The organism is Clostridium sp. (assembly GCF_036569345.1).
Classification (GTDB): domain Bacteria; phylum Bacillota; class Clostridia; order Clostridiales; family Clostridiaceae; genus Clostridium_AD.
Window position 1 is genome coordinate 21,380 of record NZ_DATCQT010000049.1, and the last position, 17,841, is coordinate 39,220.

Below are 17,841 nucleotides of genomic sequence, written 5' to 3' on the forward strand. Positions count from 1 at the left end.
CCTCTCAGGTATACTGTTGTTTTTATATGTGTTATAACTCTTAAATATATACTTTTTAAACTTATTTAATAATTTAAACTGTTATTAAACTCTTATTCAAATACTTTAATATACATTTCTTTAATTTCTCTGATTAATGGATATCTTGGATTAGCACCTGTACATTGATCATCAAACGCTAATTCACACATTTCATCGAGTGTTGCATAAAAGTCTTCTTTTTTAATTCCTGCTGCATTTATTGTTTTAGGAATGTTTACTGTGTCTTTAAGCATTTGAATAGCTTTAATTAATAAATCTACCTTTTCATCATCTGTACTTCCACCTAAGTTTAGGGTTTCTGCAATAATTGCATATCTTCTCTTAGCATTTGGATATTCATATTGTGGAAAAGTACCTTGTTTTCTTGGGTTTTCTACGGCATTGTATTTTATAACTTCATTAATTAATAATGCGTTAGCGACACCGTGTGGTACATGATGTTTTGCTCCTAGTTTATGTGCCATTGAATGACAAACTCCTAGGAATGCATTACCAAATGCCATAGCGGCGATTGATGAAGCATGAGCCATACCTTCTCTTGCTTTAATATTAGTTTGACCCTCACTGTATGCGAGTGGTAAATTCGTAAATATTAATTTAATTGCTTCTAAAGCTAATCCATCAGTAAAGTTTGAAGCCATAACTGATACATAAGATTCCAGAGCATGAGTTAAAGCATCTATACCTGACGCTGCCGTGAGTCCCCTTGGCATATTCATCATAAGTTCAGCATCTACTATAGCCATATTTGGAAGTAATTCATAATCAGCTAATGGATATTTCATTTGTGTCTTTTCATCAGTAATTACTGCAAATGGGGTAACTTCTGAACCAGTACCTGCTGTCGTTGGTACTGCGACCATATAGCATTTTGAACCCATTACAGGAAATTTATAAACTCTCTTTCTAATATCCATAAATCTCATAGCTAAATCTTCGAATCTTACTTCTGGGTGTTCATACAATACCCACATGATTTTAGCTGCATCTATTGGTGATCCTCCACCAATTGACATAATTGTATCTGGTTTAAATCCGTTCAATTGCTCAACACCTGCTCTTGCTGTAGCAAGGGTTGGATCTGGTAATACATCTGAGAATACCTTAAACTCTATTCCAAGTTCCGTTAAAACTCTTGTAGCTCTATGCACAATTCCAAGATCAACAAGAATCTGATCAGTTACTATAAATACTTTTTTCTTGCCCAATACCTTTAGTTCTTTTATAGCGAGTTCAAGGCAACCATATTTAAAATAAACTCTTTCAGGAACTTTAAACCAAAGCATATTTTCTCTCCTCTGCGCTAAATTCTTAATGTTTAATAGATGTTTAATTCCAACATTTTCTGAAACAGAATTTCCACCCCATGATCCACAACCAAGTGTTAATGATGGAGCAGTCTTAAAGTTGAATATATCGCCTATTCCTCCTTGAGATGATGGCATATTTATCATAATTCTTCCTGTTCTCATAAGTGAACTAAACTTAGCTATTCTATCTTTAGATTTAGTTCTATGAGTCCATAATACGCTGCTGTGACCATATCCTCCAAGAACAACAAGTCTTTCTGCCTTAGCTAGTGCTTCTTCAAAAGTTTTAACCTTATACATACCAAGTACTGTAGATAATTTTTCATGGGAAAATTCTTCTTCAAGTTCTACGGATTCAATTTCTCCTATAAGAACTTTTGTTTCTTCTGGAAGTTTAATTCCTCCAAGGGCTGCTATAGTTGAAGCTGATCTACCTACCTGTTTAGGATTTAATCTACCATCAACTAATATTACTTTTCTTATTTTTTCTGTTTCGTCTGGTGTAAGGAAATAAGCTCCTCTTTTAATAAATTCTTTTCTAACCTGCGCATAGATACTCTCCATAACGATTACAGTCTGTTCAGATGCGCATATTGTTCCATAATCAAAATTCTTAGAAAGTAAAATTGAGCTTACAGCCATTTTAATATCAGCTGTGTCATCAATAATTGCTGGTGTATTTCCTGAACCAACTCCAACAGCTGGTTTTCCAGATGAATAAGCGGCTTTAACCATTCCTGGACCACCTGTTGCAAGTATTAAATCTGCTGATTTCATAACAAGGCCTGAAAGTTCTATAGAAGGCTCATCTACCCATGCAATTATATCCTTTGGTGCACCTGCAGCGACTGCCGCATCTCTTACTACTTTAATTGCTGCAATTGTACATTTTTTAGCCCCTGGATGTGGAGAGAAAACGATACCATTCCGGGTTTTCAAAGCTATAAGAGCTTTGAATATTCCTGTAGATGTTGGATTTGTAGTTGGCACAACTGCAGCTAGTACACCAATTGGTTCATAGATTTTAGATATACCACCTGCTTCATCATGTTCGAAAACTCCAACAGTTTGTGAATCTTTATAACAATTATATATATATTCCGAAGCATAATGATTTTTTATAACTTTATCTTCAACAAGTCCCATTCCAGTTTCTTCAACTGCTAACTTTGCTAAAGGAATTCTTTGAACATTAGCTGCGATTGATGCTTCTTTAAATATATGGTCTACCTGCTCTTGAGTGAAAGTAGAGTATTTTCTTTGTGCTTCTCTAACTTCAGCCATTCTAATATCTAATTCTTCAGCATTTGTAACTCTCTCTGTAGTTGTCTTCTTAGGTATTTTAATATTTCCCACTTTGATAAGACCACCTCATTCGTCAAATTTAGTTGCTTTAAATATTCTGCTCAACTATAAATTTATATAGAGCAAATATTGTGCCAATAATTTTTAGAACGAATTCGTTGGTATAATGGAGTCTACCTCAGTGCTGTTGTATATTTTTTATGCCTTTTTCCATATTCTGGCGTATTATTTTTGAGCACTGTATAATTTCTTTACAATCTACTATTTCATATGGTTGTTATGTTTATTTGAGTTTTTACCTAGTTATATCGTACCTTTTTATTTTAGAATACAAGGTTGCTCTAGTTATACCTAAATCTTTTGCTATTTTCGTCATATTACATTCATTTTGATTCATTGCTTTTATTATTTCTTTTTTTTCTAATTCTGCTAAAGTGCAAATTTTTTTATTTTCTATAGTTAATACTTTATTTGGATCATCGTTAACTATAACATTATTTTTTTCATGATCATCAAAGACCTTTGTACTTTCACCATTTAAATTTACTATATTTTCAATACAATTTTCTAATTCACGTACGTTTCCGGGCCAATTATAATTTATCATTTTTTCATATATACTTGCACTCATAATTGTAAGCCTCTTGTTTAATTTATCAGCCTTTATCTTCAAAAGATAATCAATGAGAATTGGTAAATCTCCTTTTCTTTCTCTAAGTGGTGGGATTTTTATTGGAATAACACTTAACCTATAGAACAAATCTTCTCTAAATCTTCCTTTTTCAACTTCTTTCTTTAAATCTTTATATGTTGCAGCTATAATTCTTACATCCACAGGAATTATTTTATCTCCTCCAACTCTAGTTATATATCCCTCCTGCAGAACCCTCAAAAGATTAACTTGCATCTCAAGTGGCATCTCACCTATTTCGTCTAAAAAGAGCGTACCTCCACTTGAAAGTTCAAACTTACCTGCACATCCTCCTCTTCTAGCTCCTGTAAAGGAACCATCCTCATAGCCAAACAGTTCACTTTCTATGAGATTTTTGGAAATAGCTCCACAATTAATAGCCATAAATGTTTTATTACTTCTATCCCCGTAATTATGGATAGATTGAGCCAACAGTTCTTTCCCAGTTCCGCTTTCACCTTGAATAAGAACGGTAGACGGAGAAGAACTTATTGCCTTAGCATATTCTATTACCTTTTTAATTTCGTGACTATTCCCAACAAGATCTTCAAAATTATAAACTGCTTTACCACTACTATATTTATTTGCAGATTTAATTACCTCTTTTATTGCCGTAAACACAATAACCAAACCTTTAACTTCATTATCAACTTCTATTGGAGTTGCAGATACATTGTATCTAGTTTTTGTTGTTTCATTGCTTAAAGTTACCTCAAAATTATTATAAACATTTCCTTTTACAATCTTTTCAAATATATTTATCCAATCAGGTAGGATAGTATCCACTGTTTTACCAACGATATCTTCTTCTTTTATACGTAAAATACTACAGGCTTCTTTATTTATGGTTTTTAAAATTCCCTCGTTATTTATCACATAAATACCCAAATAAATAGAATCTACAACTGTACTCATGTATTGATAAGTCTCTAGCAATCTATTATTTATATGTTCAACCTTTATTTGATTTTCAATGCATTTCACAGCTGAAACTATTAGGCCAAGTGTATGTTTTTGAACTTTTTCCCTACCACCAGTTAGATTAAGTAATCCTATTACATTTCCATCTACATCGTGAATTGGTGCTGCAGAGCAAGTCCATCTTTGATATGCAGTAACAAAATGTTCTTTTTCAGAAATTTGAATAGGAATGTGTTCTTCCATAGCAATACCCATTGCAGTTGTTCCTATACTACTTTCTGACATATAAGCACCAACTACCATATTTAAACTTAATGCCTCTTTTACTACATCTTCATCTCCTAGAACTTTTAAAATGCAACATTCATTATCAAGTAAAATTATAAAAAAACCTGATCCCTTTAGAAATTCATATAAAGTTACCATAAATCTAGAAGCTATATTTAAAAGCTTTCTATTTTTATTTATTTTATTTTCAAGCTCTTCTAGCTTTAGTATTCTTTTAGGGAATATTACTCCTTTTTCAATACCATAAACTACTGATCTTTCATGCGATCTTTTAATTATATCTAATTTGTTTTTTATAACTTCTGGTGTAGATATTTGTTTTCTAAGTTCAATCTCCAATTTTAAATGCCTCCTTATAGTCAAGTTTATTTCACTTTTTTTCTGAATATAATAGAACGGGAGGTATACATATATCGTTTACATTAAAATAATCATACTGCTATATTGGAAGATATGCAATGGAGGTCTTTGGGATACCTGTAACAACTGTATCATTGCATAAATATAAGGATACCAAATGGCACCCCTATAGGAACTTTACTTTCAATTAGAAGAATATATCATAAAAATAACAAGGAAATTTATTTAAAGCCCCCTGTTATTTTTACCAACTAGACCTCCACCATTGCCTGATGATGAACTTTGCGATCCGTTAATTGATGCTCGCCTAGTATTCTTTTGCGCTGAAGATTTTGCTTTTTTTTCTTCAATAACTTTTTTCATTATTTCCATGTTTTTGCTAATATCATTTTTCATATTTTTACCCTCTATTTCTTATTATTCTACTAATTTATTATACCCCACAAATGATCTTTTGAGTAGCACCTTGTTAGAAATCATTAATAGTATTAATCTAAATCTTGAATTTCTTTTATTATAAAAGGGAGTGATTCTAAAATATGATTTGCATTTACACAAAACATTTCATTTGAAAGTTTATCCCCACAGTAACCGTGAACATATGCACCAGCACATGCTGCACTCATGATATCATAACCTTGAGATATGAACGAAGCTATAATACCCGTTAAGCAGTCTCCCATTCCCCCTGATGCCATTGCGCTACTTCCAGTAGGGTTGATTTGCAACGTTTTACCATCCGTAATTATTGTATTAAATCCTTTGAGTAACAAAACAACATCGTATTTTTTTGCAAATTCTTTTGCTATATCTATTTTATTTTTATTTATTTCATCTATTGAAAATCCAGATATTCTTGCCATTTCTCCCATATGAGGTGTAAGAACTATCTGACATTTACTATTTCTAAGCATTTCAAGGTTGCCCTCAAGCACATTTAAACCATCTGAATCAATTATAACAGGACATTTAGAATTCGATAATATTTTTTCAAGTAACTTTAGAGTATCATTGTTATTTCCGAGTCCTGGACCGATTGCAATACAATTACTCTTAGTTATTAATGAATTTAACTTCTTTTCATCATTTGTTGAGAAGGTCATAGCTTCAACTAATTTTCCACTTAGTATGTTTTGAATTGAGCTATCACAGCCTAGTGTAACAAGCCCAGCTCCACTTCGAACAGCGGCCTGTGTTGAAATATAAGCAGCGCCTGTAAACCCTAGTGATCCTGCCAAAATAAGTGTTCTTCCATAATCACCTTTATGTGAATATTTATTTCTTTTTTTAATTGTCTTTTTAATAAAGTCTATATCCATTATATATTCATTTTCATGAAATTTATCTACTACACTTGTTGGAATTCCAATCTTCTCTATAACAATTTCTCCAGTAAGAGAATCCGCATCATATCCAATAAAACCTTTTTTATAAAGTTCAAATGTAACCGTTTTATTACTTTTAATACAAATTCCCATGACTTTTCCACTATCGCACTCAAAACCCGATGGTACATCAATTGATAAAATATACTTGCTATTTTCATTCATTATTGTAATTGCTAGAGAATAAATACCTTCAACTTCTCTAGATAGTCCTGTTCCAAAAATTGCATCAATAGTAGTTTCGGAGTGAGTTATACTTTCTCTTAAAATTTCCAAATCCTCATTATTATTCACTTTTGTTATTTTCATACCCATATTTCTTATAATATTAAGATTGACCATTGCATCAAGACTCATATTCTCCTCTGACCCAAGAAAAAATACCTCAACATAATTTCCTCTATTGAGTAGATGCCTTGCTACTACAAAACCATCTCCACCATTGTTCCCACTTGAGCAAACAATTACGAAGCTTTTAATATTTTCGGGTATATTTTTCATTACCTTTAGTGCTGCATTTTCCATTAGTACAATACCTGGAATCCCTAAAACGTCTATACAATACTGATCGATTTTTCTCATTATCTGTGCTGTTGCAATCTTCATTTTCATTTCCCTCCAAAACTGCAAAAGTAATTGCAGTTTTATTTTCATGATTAATCAAGATGTTAGTGTTTTCTTTTCTGCTGCAAACTTATGATTCCAGTTATAGTCAATATTATTGCTAAAGCAACAATTGCACAAAATATATACCCTAAAGATGACTTAAAGAAAGTACTCCCGAATCCAGGTATAGAATAATGTGGCATAAATGATTTCCATTTATCAGAAAGCCTTGTCATTCCTTCTGGAATAAATCCAATTTTTGATTTTAGCTCATTTCCTGTCCATTCTCCATAGGCAGTACCTTTAGCTAATAATCCGATAGGAGCAAAAATCATTAAAGCAATCAAAACATACCAATACTTTTTTATACCACCTATTATCTTCAATTTTTCAGTTGATGATTTTTGTGGTGGATAGATTTGGAGCATGGTTGGATTTGATTTTTGCATATATCTTACTACAAGTCCTGTCACCATGCCTTCCAGAGGACCAGCTAAAGTAAGATGGGCAAACAACATGGTAGGAACAGTTTGCATCATAGTATATGGTGCGTACAAAGGGGTTCCATCAAGTTTATGAAATAATAATGGTTGTAGCCCAAGCTCAATTCCAGTACACAAGGCTCCAATAGAAATTGCTACATATCCAGCTATAATTGAACCAATAAATCTACGTTTTGAAGTAATTTCTGAATTACCTGATATTAACTTATATATGTAATAACTCACAAAGGGCATAACAAATGCCATGTTGAAGATATTTGCCCCAAGTGTAAGAATCCCACCATCTCCAAAGAAAAATGCTTGAATTATTAGCGCAATACTCACCCCTACTGTAGCAGCCCAAGGTCCCAAAATTATTGCCAAAATTGAAGCTCCAACCGCATGTGCTGTAGTACCATCTGGTATTGGTATATTGTACATCATAATTGTAAACGAGAAAGCTGCTCCAATTGCGAGTAGTGGAACTTGTTTGTCCTTTAATGTCTTTTTTAACTTTACTGCTGCTATGCCTATTATTGGAACTGCTACCATCCCCAGGACTACGCAGGTTTGTGGACTTAAATATCCATCAGGTATGTGCATAATATCCCCTCCTAAAGATTTAATAACATTATATTATTCATAATGATTGTGATCACGCTGTTCTCCTTGGTCAAATACATGAACATGCCTGTGATAATGCTCATCTATAAGATTTACAGAAAGTAATAATTCTTTATTTGATAATATATCCTTAGGTGAACCCTGCGCAACTATCTTATGATCTTCATTGAAAACTATTACCCTATCAGCAATTTCTTCAACAATGTCAAGATTATGAGTGCACGTAATTAAAGTCTTGCCTGCTTTATTAAGTTCTACCAATAAATTTATAAGCCATCTTTGAGTACGGGGATCTAATCCATTAGTTGGTTCATCCAATATCAAAACTTCAGGATTTATTGATAATACGGAGGCAATAGCTACTTTCTTTTTCTCACCACCACTTAATTTGTAAGGTGGCCTATCTTTTAATGATTCTAAGTTAAGCATTTGAATAACCCCATCTACTCGCTTTTTTACTTCTTTAAAGCTAAGCTTCATCTGCAAAGGTCCAAAAGCTATTTCTTCCCATACATTGGTAGAAAATAATTGGGCATCCGAATTTTGAAATATGTATCCAATCCTTTGGCGAAAAGCCTTTGAGAATTGTTCATCATTTAATGAATCTTCAGTAACAATTTGACCAAAGGCATTATACTCGCCTTTACTTGGAAATATCAAACCGTTAAGAATTTTTTGAAGTGAAGATTTTCCTGAGCCATTAGCACCTAAAATAACTAATTTTTCACCACTGTAAATATCTAGGTTTATATCTTTAAGTACCGTTTCATCTTTTAGATATTCAAATGAAACATCTCGTAGTTGCATTATTTTTTCCTTATCCAAGAATAATCTCACCTCCAAAAGCTGCCAAAGCACAAATTATTACGCATAAAAGCCATTGAAAATCGAGCAAAGTAAATTTAAACCTATTCATAATAACTGGCTCGCCTTTATACCCTCTTGATAGCATAGCTGAATACACTTCTTCACTTAAGGCATAACTTTTACCAAATAGACTTCCAATTGAACTTGAGACAAAGCGGCGACCCTCTCTTGAATCAATTTTGCTGAATGTTCTACTTTTTCTAGCGATAAACATATCCGTTGTAATATTTAGTAATATAAAGATATAACGATAACACATTTCCAATGTTGTAATAAATATTTTAGGTAAAAATAAAACCCTAAATGCCTTCATTAAATCAGTCCAGCGGGTGGTATTCGTAAATATAAAAGCAAGAGAAATTGAAATACCAACTCTGACAATTAATAAAATAGCTCCTAACACTCCCTGGCTCGTAATGGTAAGTTCGGCCGGAAATGTGAGTGGACCCAAATGCACTTGATGTCCAAAGTTTATAAGTGATATTAAACTAGTTCCGGGCCTCACAAAGTTAAAAATTGATGGTAATACCGCAATTCCTGTAAACAGGGGCGTAATTAACCATATGCGTTTAAAATATAATTTTAATGGTACATATGATATCTTTGCTAAAATACATGATAACAAATAAAGAGCCATTAATATAATCACATTATTAAGCAAAGTAGATGTTAATATTAATATAATTAAAGATATAACCTTTACTCTTGGGTCTAACTTTTGTAAAAAGCCTTCTTGAAAGGCTATATCCTCGAAATAAATGACTTCCTTTAAAAGTTTAGCAATTCCATTAATAGTTTTTTCTAAAAAACTAACTTTCTTTCTTTTACCAATACACCCACATGGACACATTCCTATTTCTCCACTGTTTAACAACCACTCCGGTACTTGATTTTTCGAATTCATTTATTTTCTCCTTAGTATTCTTTTTAGGCCCCTTATAACTAGTAAATTATGTATCATATTTAGATTCACTTAAAATTTATCAAAAAATAAAAACCACAAAAATTGATAACTGCTCTGCAGAAATCAGCCTTCGTGGCTATTAATCAAATTTATTTATTATTGAAATAATTATATACTCTCGTAGCATACAACTGCATAGTATCATATGAATTTTAATTTGTAAATACCAATTCTTGTAAAACCACATAAGCAATTTATATTATATTTTTGTTTATGCTAAAAATAGGATATATCTCTATCTTATAGTATAATAATCTTCATGTATATAAATTTAATATGACTTTATTCAAAATGGAGGTATTACCATGAAGATTGCTGTAATAGACGCACAAGGAGCAGGCCTAGGACAAACAATTATTAAAAAAATTCGTAAAGAAATAGGCCTTGATATATATATAATTGCACTTGGTACAAATACATTTGCTACTTCTAACATGGTAAAATCCGGTGCAAATGTTGGTATAAGTGGTGAGAGTGCAATTTGTTCATTTTGCAGGACAAATAAAATTGATAGTATAATTGGACCTATTGGAATAATATGTAGTGGTGGTATAAACGGAGAAGTTACTCCCATGATTTCAAACTCCATATTTAATATGGATTGTACTAAATATATACTTCCACTACAGAAACATGGTATTTATATACCAGGAACAAGAAATTTACAAATCAAAGATATAATTGAAGAAATTGTATTTGATATAAAAAGTAATATGAAACTATAGTTTTAAACTTTAATGCTTAACACTCTTAATCATACGAAGAATGTTATCTACTGCGAAAGTCATGTTTTCCACACTTTTATAGCGACTTGTTTCAAAAGCTTCCGGTAATCTATTTATTGAAAAAATAGAAGTTACACCCATGTCGTACGCCTCGTCTATTCCTTTGTCTGCTCCGCCTGTAATAACCGACACGTCGATATTCTGAAGTTTCGCCCTTTTAGCCACTCCAATAACTACTTTTCCCCTTAAACTTTGGAAATCAATCTTTCCTTCACCAGTAAATATCATATCTGAACCTTTAATAACATCACTAAAATTAACCGTGTCCAGAACTGTTTCTATTCCCATCTGCAATGTAGATCCAAAGAATGCTATCATTCCAGCACCCATTGCCCCTGCAGCACCTGATCCAGGTACTTTACTCAGATCCATGAACAAATCTTTTTTTATTACTTCTGAAATGTTTTTAATCCCTTCATCCAGAAATAATACCATTTCTGCATCCGCACCCTTTTGTGGTCCGAAAACATGAGCTGCACCTGTTGGTCCGTACATTGGATTATCAATATCACACATTGTGACTATTTCAATTCCATTTAGGACTTCGGCCTTGCTTGACACATCAATACTTGCAATATCATGGGTTGTTCCCCCTGTAGGAATAAACACCTCACCTTTGTCGTTAAAAAACTTCACTCCTATTGCTGCTGCAGCGCCACAGCCGCAATCATTTGTACTACTTCCGCCAAGTCCTACAATTATTTTTTTTACTCCTCTACTCGCAGCATCTAAAATTAGTTGTCCAACACCGTAAGTAGTAGTTTTTCTAGGATCCTTTCTATCTTCAACAAGTGGAAGTCCAGCACAAGATGCCATTTCTATTACAGCTGTATTACCTTTGTCAATGATTCCATAAAATGAATCCATATCTTCAAAATAAGGATTTTTAACAACCAAATTTATCTTTTCACCACCCAATGCTGTAAGGAAGCAATCTACACTACCCTCACCACCATCGGCTACTGGTATTGAAATAACTTGGCACTTAGGAAAATGTTCATTAATTTTTTTCTCTATAATTTCACATATCTGCGTGGAACTAAGTGTGCCTTTAAATGAATCAGGTATTAAAACTACTTTTTTCATCATTATCTCCTTTATAATTTTTATTCTTGGTTTAAAGAACTATTACTGATACTCCGTCAGGAATAATAGTAATTTTTGAATCCTTCTTTCCTAAGATCTCATCAGCTTTTGCAATTGCCTCTTCTACAGAATGTGCTGGAATCATATGCAAGTCTGTTACTATATTATCTGGAGCATCTGATATATATACAACTTTTGTGTTTTTTAAAATACGTGCAAATATTTGAGACTGCCATTGGTCTGGAATAGTTTCCTCACTTTTTGTTGCGAGGAATTCATCTAACATTTTATTTACATCTTTCTCTTCTTTGAAAGTTTTGTAGAACTGTTCTCCTCCGTGACCATCATTTGATTTTGCAGCTATTATCATTACTCCACCTTTATTTATGGTAGCTTCTGCAGCCGTCATGCATTTGACTGCCTGGTAGATATTTTGGTCTAAAGGGTATCCTCCATTAGTTGTAATAACTATGTCTGAAGGCACACTTTTAACTTTGCATTGACTGTTTAAAAAGTTACGTCCCTCAATATGAGCCAAATCACAGTCTCCTGCTACAGCAAAAATTGCTTCCTTGTCAGAGTTTATCACTACATTTACTATGAAATCTAATCTTGCTGTTCTTGCAGCATAAAGCATATCTCTGTGGATTGGATTTCCATCAATAATACCACTTCTTGATTTATCGCTGTCTATAAAAGTAGCATTATGATTATACATAACTGTTGTTCTGCTTGCAATTCCAGGTAGTACACTTTTTCTTCCACCTGAATAACCTGCAAAAAAGTGTGGTTCTATGAATCCTTCAGACACAAGAAGATCTGCTTCTAGTGCAAGTTTGTTTATTATGAGTCTTCCTCCTGATGGGAGTGCTCCTATATCAACTAACATGCTCTCGTCTTCACAGTCGTGAACATATATTTTTTCATTAGCCATTATCTCAGGTCCAAATTTAGATTCTAATTCGGCTACAGTTGTTCCTCTATGGCATCCTGTTGCTATTAATATTGTTATATCGACACTCGGATTACCCATTCTTATTTCAGCAAGCATTAAAGGCATAATAACCTTGCTTGGCACTGGTCTTGTATGATCACTTGCTATTATAACAACCTTATTTTTCCCCTTTACCATTTCTTTTAACCTTGGAGTTCCTATAGGATTCTCAATTGCTCGTTTTACAAGTTCCACCTGACTTAGTTCTGATTTATAGTGATGCATGTCCGATACTAGAACAGCATTTAATCTCTCTTCTGGTATTTGCACTATAAGACACTCATGTCCATATGGTAATTCAATATTTGTCATATTTTACTCCTCCTATTTGAAGATTTATATAAAAACAATACTGGATTATTACACCCAGTATTTTATAATTTAACCCTTTTATGATAATTCTAAAAAAAGATCTGCCGCTATAAGCGCCTCTATCATACTATCCCCTTTTGCAATACCTTTCCCTGCTATGTCAAAGGCTGTTCCATGATCTACTGATGTTCTAATTATTGGGAGACCTACGGTAATATTAACTCCTGTATCAAATGCTAAAATTTTTGTGGGTATGTGCCCTTGATCATGATACATAGCTACAACAACATCATATTGTCCCTTATTTGCTTTTAAAAATACCGTATCTGGTGCAATTGGACCTTCTACATTAATTCCTAGTTTACATGCTTCTTCAACTGCTGGAATAATTTCATCTATTTCCTCACGCCCAAATAATCCTGACTCACCAGCATGTGGGTTAAGACCCGCTACTGCAATTCTTGGTTTGACTATTCTCATTCTTTTTAAAGTATCATTAGCAAGTTCTATTACCTCTAAAACTCTTTGTTTTTTTACTCTATCGCAAGCTTCTCTTAAAGAAACGTGAGTGGAAACGTGAATGACTCTAAAATCTCCATTCGTAAGCATCATTGAGTATTTTTTTGTATCAGTTAACTTTGCAAAGATTTCTGTATGTCCAGCAAAATTATGTCCTCCTAGATGAAGTGCCTCTTTGTTAAGTGGTGCAGTGACCACAGCTTTTATTTCACCTTTTTTAGCAAAGCCTATGGCCTTTTCTATATATTTATAAGCTGAATCACCACACAGCGCTGATACTTCTCCTATTTTAATATCATTCATATCTAAATCAACAACATCAATAATATTTATCATATCTTTATCAAATTCATTAATTGTATTTATAACATTTAATTTTTTATTAATGTTTAGTAGTTGTGCGTAATACTTTAAAACTTTATAACTTCCGAATATTATTGACTTTTCTCTAAAATCATCTCTTTTTTCAAAAGCTCTAAATATAATTTCTGGTCCTATTCCTGCAGGATCTCCCATAGTAATTCCAAGTAAATTCATTTAAATGTCCTCCTTTAACTTCCTCATACAATATTCTATAGCATTTTCTTCTCCAAATGCACCTGCTTTCGTAATTACTTTAAGGCCATTACTTTCACCACCAAATAAGGTCATAAGAGGTATTCCAGTCATTAACTCCTGCTTTATACTTGTGCCACTTACACCTAATTTTTTAATTACTCCTATGGCGGTATCTCCTCCAGTTAAAAATATTCCAGAAATTTTATTTTGATTTATTAATTTTTCTGCAATTTCTCCTAATATATCTTGAGTGAATTTACTTACGTCTTCTCTGCTATAACCTAATGTTTTCCCTTTTTCTATTGCTTTTTCATAGTCTTTTCTTTCATATGTAGAAGCTATAATAACATCTAGACCTTGATTTATTTTTTCTAGTGCATTTTCTACAGTTTTCAATGTGTCCTTACTTATTAAAATACTTTCAATATCAACATTAATTATATTGATACCTTTGGACTTAGCATAATGAAGTTGCTTTCTTGAAACTTCACTTATGCTTCCAATTACTGCAATACAGGGTTTTGTGGGCATTTTAACTTTTAGTATACTATCAGCAAGACCAGCTGACCCCACCCACAGTACTTTTTTACAAAGAGGTATAATTTTTCTAACTATTGATATCAAATCTTCATTTGTTTCTGAATCAAACGTAAATATTCTTCCCTTAGATAAATCCATCTTGTTTTCTCTTATTTCCTTCAAATACACATGATTAACTTCTTCATCAAATTTATCTTTAAGCAACAAATTTATATTATCTATTTCTACTGGTTTCATAGGATCCTTAGCCATTTCAGTTTCAGTAATTGGAGTTCCATTTATTTTTTGGATGCCATCTATAGTTGTTCTATTGCTATCCGGGTATGCAGGTGCAAATATTATAAAATCAGCATTGTAATATTTATCTACCGCCTTAATTTCAGAGGCTATATTTCCCCTAAGAGTAGAATCAACCTTTTTATAAACATAATTGAAATTATGTTTAAAAGCATCTTTTATTTTTAATTCTACATCTTTGTAAGCCTCTTCGCTACTAAGCCCTCTGGATTCAGTATCAATTACAAAAGATTTTTCTTTATCTTCTATAGATTTGAATTCAAAGATTACATCAGTTTTTATTCCTCTTTTTGTTAATTGAACTCCTGTATCATTTGCCCCTGTAAAATCATCCGCGATGATTAAAAATTTATCCACGTCTTGCACCTCTTTTAATGTTAATTTGCAGAAATATTACCCTGCTGTAATTCATTTTCCTTTTTCTTTAAATATTTATCCATAAAAACAACTATTGCTGGGCATAAAAATGCGGTTACAATACAAGCAGCTGCTATCTGTGCTGTAGCAGTTGCTACTATTAATGGTGCAAATCCTGTTGTAACTGCTGCTATTGCTGCTGGTGTTCCTACTGCATTACCTGCTGTGGAACCCTCTGCAAGCCCTGCAATTGGTCTCTTCTCTCCAAATGCTTTTAATGCATAATATCCACCAAAACCTGTTATTACTGCAGTCATTATTCCTAACAATATGCCTGATCCTCCTGCTTTGAAAACATTAGCTAGATTCATTCCTGCTCCTAAGGGAAAAGCAAAGAATGGTATAAGTAATTTTTCTCCATGAGCTAAGAACTTACGCATTTCCTCATCTGCATTTCCTAGAATCATACCGAGTCCAATAGGAACTATAACAGCTACAAAAGCCATAATAGGAATTGTTGCGAGTCCTGATGCACCCAGCGCCATCATTGTAAAAAATGGTCCATCATTTAAAGAAAGAACAGATACAGCTCCTACATCTGTCTCATCTCCATATTCTCCTGCAAGTGCCACATAAAGTCCACCGTTAGAATTGGTCATGGCTGCTATAATAGCCAAAGGTGTTAATCCTAAAAGTCCCGCTGGTCCGAATATTTTCCCCACACCTAATCCTATTATTACGCCAATGGCATATTTAGTTAGTGTAAGAATGACACCTTTCTTAAGAGATTTTGGTGCTACCTTTGGGCTCATTTGAGATCCCATACAAAATAAAAATACACCTAAAATTGCCAAAGCACCTTGCTTAAACATAGCAGTTGTGAATCCACCTATCATTAATGCATCTGGAAAGAAAGTATTAACAGTAGCACCTAATAATAAAGGTATAACCATTAACCCACCTGGTATTTTATCAATTGTTCTTTTAATTTGCATATTGCTACTCCCCCTAATTAATAAATTATAATTATTTACATAAATATTTCAATACTTATAAACCTAAAATGTTGACATGAGTCTTAATATACCAAATTCTCTATGATTAAGTGACTCTGCCTTTGTCTGTTTACCGTTGATTACTTCAAGCATTTCACTGAAAATCTCATTACCTACTTCTTGAACTGTTTTTGTTCCATCAATTATAGTCCCTGCATTTATATCCATGTTATCTTCCATATTCTTAAATGTTTGTGGATTTCCACACACTTTTATTACTGGTGCCAGTGGATTCCCTGTTGGTGTTCCTCTTCCTGTGGTAAATACAACTATTTGAGCTCCACCTGCTACCATACCTGTCATAGACTCAATGTCCTGTCCAGGTGTATCCATTATATATAATCCTCTATGTTTTGGTATTTCTGCATAATCTAAAACTCCATTTATTGGAGCAGTCCCACCTTTATAAATGCATCCCAGTGATTTTTCTTCTATAGTGGTTAACCCCCCTTGAATATTACCTGGAGTAGGTTGTCCACCTCTCATATCCACCCCCATTGATTTAGCTTTTTTCTCACAATTAGCAACAATACTTAATATTTGTTCACCTATCTCTTTAGTTACTGCTCTTTTTGCTAATATATGCTCAGCACCAATAAATTCTGTAGTTTCTGAAAATATAGATGTTCCATTTAATGAAACTAGTTTATCCGATGCATATCCCACTGCTGGGTTTGAAGCAAGACCTGATGTGGTATCAGACCCACCACATTCTATTGCTAGCGTTATTTCTGATATATCTATTTCTTCTTTATTAAGCCTAGCAACTTCCCTAGACATTTCAGCTGCAATTCGAATTCCCAGCGCTTCAGTCTTAATTGTCCCACCACATTCTTGAATAATTAAATATTCAACTCTCTTACCTGTAGTTTTAATATTTTCTGCAACTTCTTTTGTTGGTACACCCTCACACCCAAGCCCTACTACTAATACTGCTGCTACATTAGGATTTTTACCAAATGCCTCTAATGTTGAAATTGTAAGATCTAAATCAGCACCAAGCTCACAGCATCCATGTTGATTTGGTAATGATATAGCTCCATTAACATGGCTTGCGATTCTTGCTGAAACCTCACTTGCACAAACAGATGCAGGAAGTATTAATATATGATTTCTTATTCCGACTTTTCCATTTTCTCTTCTATATCCATATAATTTCATTATTTTGATGCCTCCAAATCTCCACGACCTCTTTCACTTATAACATTATGTACATGAACATAATCTCCTATTTTTATATCCTGCGTAGCTTGTCCAATAAACTCTTTATACTTTATTATTTCTTTACCTTTAGCTATATTTTTAATAGCGAACTTATGCCCAAAAGGAATATCTGAATTTAGTACCACCTCAATGTCTTTACCAAATAAATCAATGAGTATTTTTTCCTGATCTTTTAGATCTTTTACTGCTGTAGCCACATTATCATTTTCATTAGCAATGACTGCAAACTTTAACATACCTAACCCTCCTAAATAATTTCTTTATTATTT

General features: G+C 33.1%; 15 protein-coding genes. 1 reads left to right on the plus strand and 14 read right to left on the minus strand.

What is annotated here, in order from left to right:
- Positions 1–92: 92 nt before the first annotated feature.
- The 7 genes from adhE to cbiQ form a co-directional block, all read right to left on the minus strand.
- Positions 93–2,708, minus strand: coding sequence for a bifunctional acetaldehyde-CoA/alcohol dehydrogenase (gene adhE, locus VIM70_RS04710; protein WP_331944576.1), 2,616 nt, complete (start codon positions 2,706–2,708; stop codon positions 93–95).
- 244 nt (positions 2,709–2,952) lie between these two features.
- Positions 2,953–4,896 carry a sigma-54-dependent Fis family transcriptional regulator gene (locus tag VIM70_RS04715; RefSeq protein WP_331944577.1) on the minus strand — a complete coding sequence of 648 codons (1,944 nt, stop codon included), beginning with the start codon at positions 4,894–4,896 and terminating at the stop codon, positions 2,953–2,955.
- 246 nt (positions 4,897–5,142) lie between these two features.
- Positions 5,143–5,313 (minus strand): hypothetical protein, encoded by a 171-nt coding sequence (locus VIM70_RS04720; protein ID WP_331944578.1) that lies wholly within the window; start codon positions 5,311–5,313, stop codon positions 5,143–5,145.
- Between the two features lie 92 nt (positions 5,314–5,405).
- Positions 5,406–6,908, minus strand: a complete 1,503-nt coding sequence (locus VIM70_RS04725) for an NAD(P)H-hydrate dehydratase (protein WP_331944579.1) — start codon at positions 6,906–6,908, stop codon at positions 5,406–5,408.
- Between the two features lie 62 nt (positions 6,909–6,970).
- Entirely contained in the window at positions 6,971–7,993 is a 1,023-nt protein-coding gene (gene cbiM, locus VIM70_RS04730; protein WP_331944580.1) for a cobalt transporter CbiM, read from the minus strand.
- A 33-nt stretch (positions 7,994–8,026) separates the two neighbouring features.
- Positions 8,027–8,839, minus strand: a complete 813-nt coding sequence (locus tag VIM70_RS04735) for an ABC transporter ATP-binding protein (RefSeq protein ID WP_331944581.1) — start codon at positions 8,837–8,839, stop codon at positions 8,027–8,029.
- A complete protein-coding gene (gene cbiQ, locus VIM70_RS04740; RefSeq protein ID WP_331944582.1) occupies positions 8,832–9,785 on the minus strand; it encodes a cobalt ECF transporter T component CbiQ in 954 nt (317 codons plus the stop codon). Before cbiQ ends, VIM70_RS04735 begins: the two co-directional genes overlap by 8 nt.
- 365 nt (positions 9,786–10,150) lie before the next feature.
- On the opposite strand from cbiQ, the gene VIM70_RS04745 reads away from it, so the two are divergent.
- Positions 10,151–10,570, plus strand: a complete 420-nt coding sequence (locus VIM70_RS04745; protein ID WP_331944583.1) for a DUF3842 family protein — start codon at positions 10,151–10,153, stop codon at positions 10,568–10,570.
- Positions 10,571–10,579: 9 nt separating this feature from the next.
- On the opposite strand, the gene VIM70_RS04750 is transcribed toward VIM70_RS04745, so the two are convergent.
- The 7 genes from VIM70_RS04750 to VIM70_RS04780 form a co-directional block, all read right to left on the minus strand.
- Positions 10,580–11,716 (minus strand): glycerate kinase, encoded by a 1,137-nt coding sequence (locus VIM70_RS04750; protein WP_331944584.1) that lies wholly within the window; start codon positions 11,714–11,716, stop codon positions 10,580–10,582.
- Positions 11,717–11,747: 31 nt separating this feature from the next.
- Positions 11,748–13,022 (minus strand): nickel-dependent lactate racemase, encoded by a 1,275-nt coding sequence (gene larA, locus VIM70_RS04755; protein WP_331944585.1) that lies wholly within the window; start codon positions 13,020–13,022, stop codon positions 11,748–11,750.
- A gap of 78 nt (positions 13,023–13,100) precedes the next feature.
- On the minus strand, positions 13,101–14,078 hold the full coding sequence (gene pdxA, locus VIM70_RS04760) for a 4-hydroxythreonine-4-phosphate dehydrogenase PdxA (RefSeq protein WP_331944586.1): 978 nt from the start codon (positions 14,076–14,078) through the stop codon (positions 13,101–13,103).
- Entirely contained in the window at positions 14,079–15,293 is a 1,215-nt protein-coding gene (locus VIM70_RS04765) for a four-carbon acid sugar kinase family protein (RefSeq protein ID WP_331944587.1), read from the minus strand.
- 20 nt (positions 15,294–15,313) lie between these two features.
- A complete protein-coding gene (locus tag VIM70_RS04770; protein ID WP_331944588.1) occupies positions 15,314–16,288 on the minus strand; it encodes a 2-keto-3-deoxygluconate permease in 975 nt (324 codons plus the stop codon).
- Between the two features lie 63 nt (positions 16,289–16,351).
- Entirely contained in the window at positions 16,352–17,509 is a 1,158-nt protein-coding gene (locus VIM70_RS04775; protein WP_331944589.1) for a UxaA family hydrolase, read from the minus strand.
- Positions 17,509–17,808 carry a UxaA family hydrolase gene (locus VIM70_RS04780; protein ID WP_331944590.1) on the minus strand — a complete coding sequence of 100 codons (300 nt, stop codon included), beginning with the start codon at positions 17,806–17,808 and terminating at the stop codon, positions 17,509–17,511. Before VIM70_RS04780 ends, VIM70_RS04775 begins: the two co-directional genes overlap by 1 nt.
- Between the last annotated feature and the right edge of the window lie 33 nt (positions 17,809–17,841).

What these genes read in the sequence shown, in the direction of transcription:
- VIM70_RS04720 (WP_331944578.1), bottom strand. Translation starts at nt 5,313, where the DNA reads ATGAAAAATGATATTAGCAAAAACATGGAAATAATGAAAAAAGTTATT.
- VIM70_RS04725 (WP_331944579.1), bottom strand. Translation starts at nt 6,908, where the DNA reads ATGAAGATTGCAACAGCACAGATAATGAGAAAAATCGATCAGTATTGT.
- cbiM (WP_331944580.1), bottom strand. Translation starts at nt 7,993, where the DNA reads ATGCACATACCTGATGGATATTTAAGTCCACAAACCTGCGTAGTCCTG.
- cbiQ (WP_331944582.1), bottom strand. Translation starts at nt 9,785, where the DNA reads ATGAATTCGAAAAATCAAGTACCGGAGTGGTTGTTAAACAGTGGAGAA.
- VIM70_RS04745 (WP_331944583.1), top strand. Translation starts at nt 10,151, where the DNA reads ATGAAGATTGCTGTAATAGACGCACAAGGAGCAGGCCTAGGACAAACA.
- VIM70_RS04750 (WP_331944584.1), bottom strand. Translation starts at nt 11,716, where the DNA reads ATGAAAAAAGTAGTTTTAATACCTGATTCATTTAAAGGCACACTTAGT.
- larA (WP_331944585.1), bottom strand. Translation starts at nt 13,022, where the DNA reads ATGACAAATATTGAATTACCATATGGACATGAGTGTCTTATAGTGCAA.
- pdxA (WP_331944586.1), bottom strand. Translation starts at nt 14,078, where the DNA reads ATGAATTTACTTGGAATTACTATGGGAGATCCTGCAGGAATAGGACCA.
- VIM70_RS04770 (WP_331944588.1), bottom strand. Translation starts at nt 16,288, where the DNA reads ATGCAAATTAAAAGAACAATTGATAAAATACCAGGTGGGTTAATGGTT.
- VIM70_RS04775 (WP_331944589.1), bottom strand. Translation starts at nt 17,509, where the DNA reads ATGAAATTATATGGATATAGAAGAGAAAATGGAAAAGTCGGAATAAGA.
- VIM70_RS04780 (WP_331944590.1), bottom strand. Translation starts at nt 17,808, where the DNA reads ATGTTAAAGTTTGCAGTCATTGCTAATGAAAATGATAATGTGGCTACA.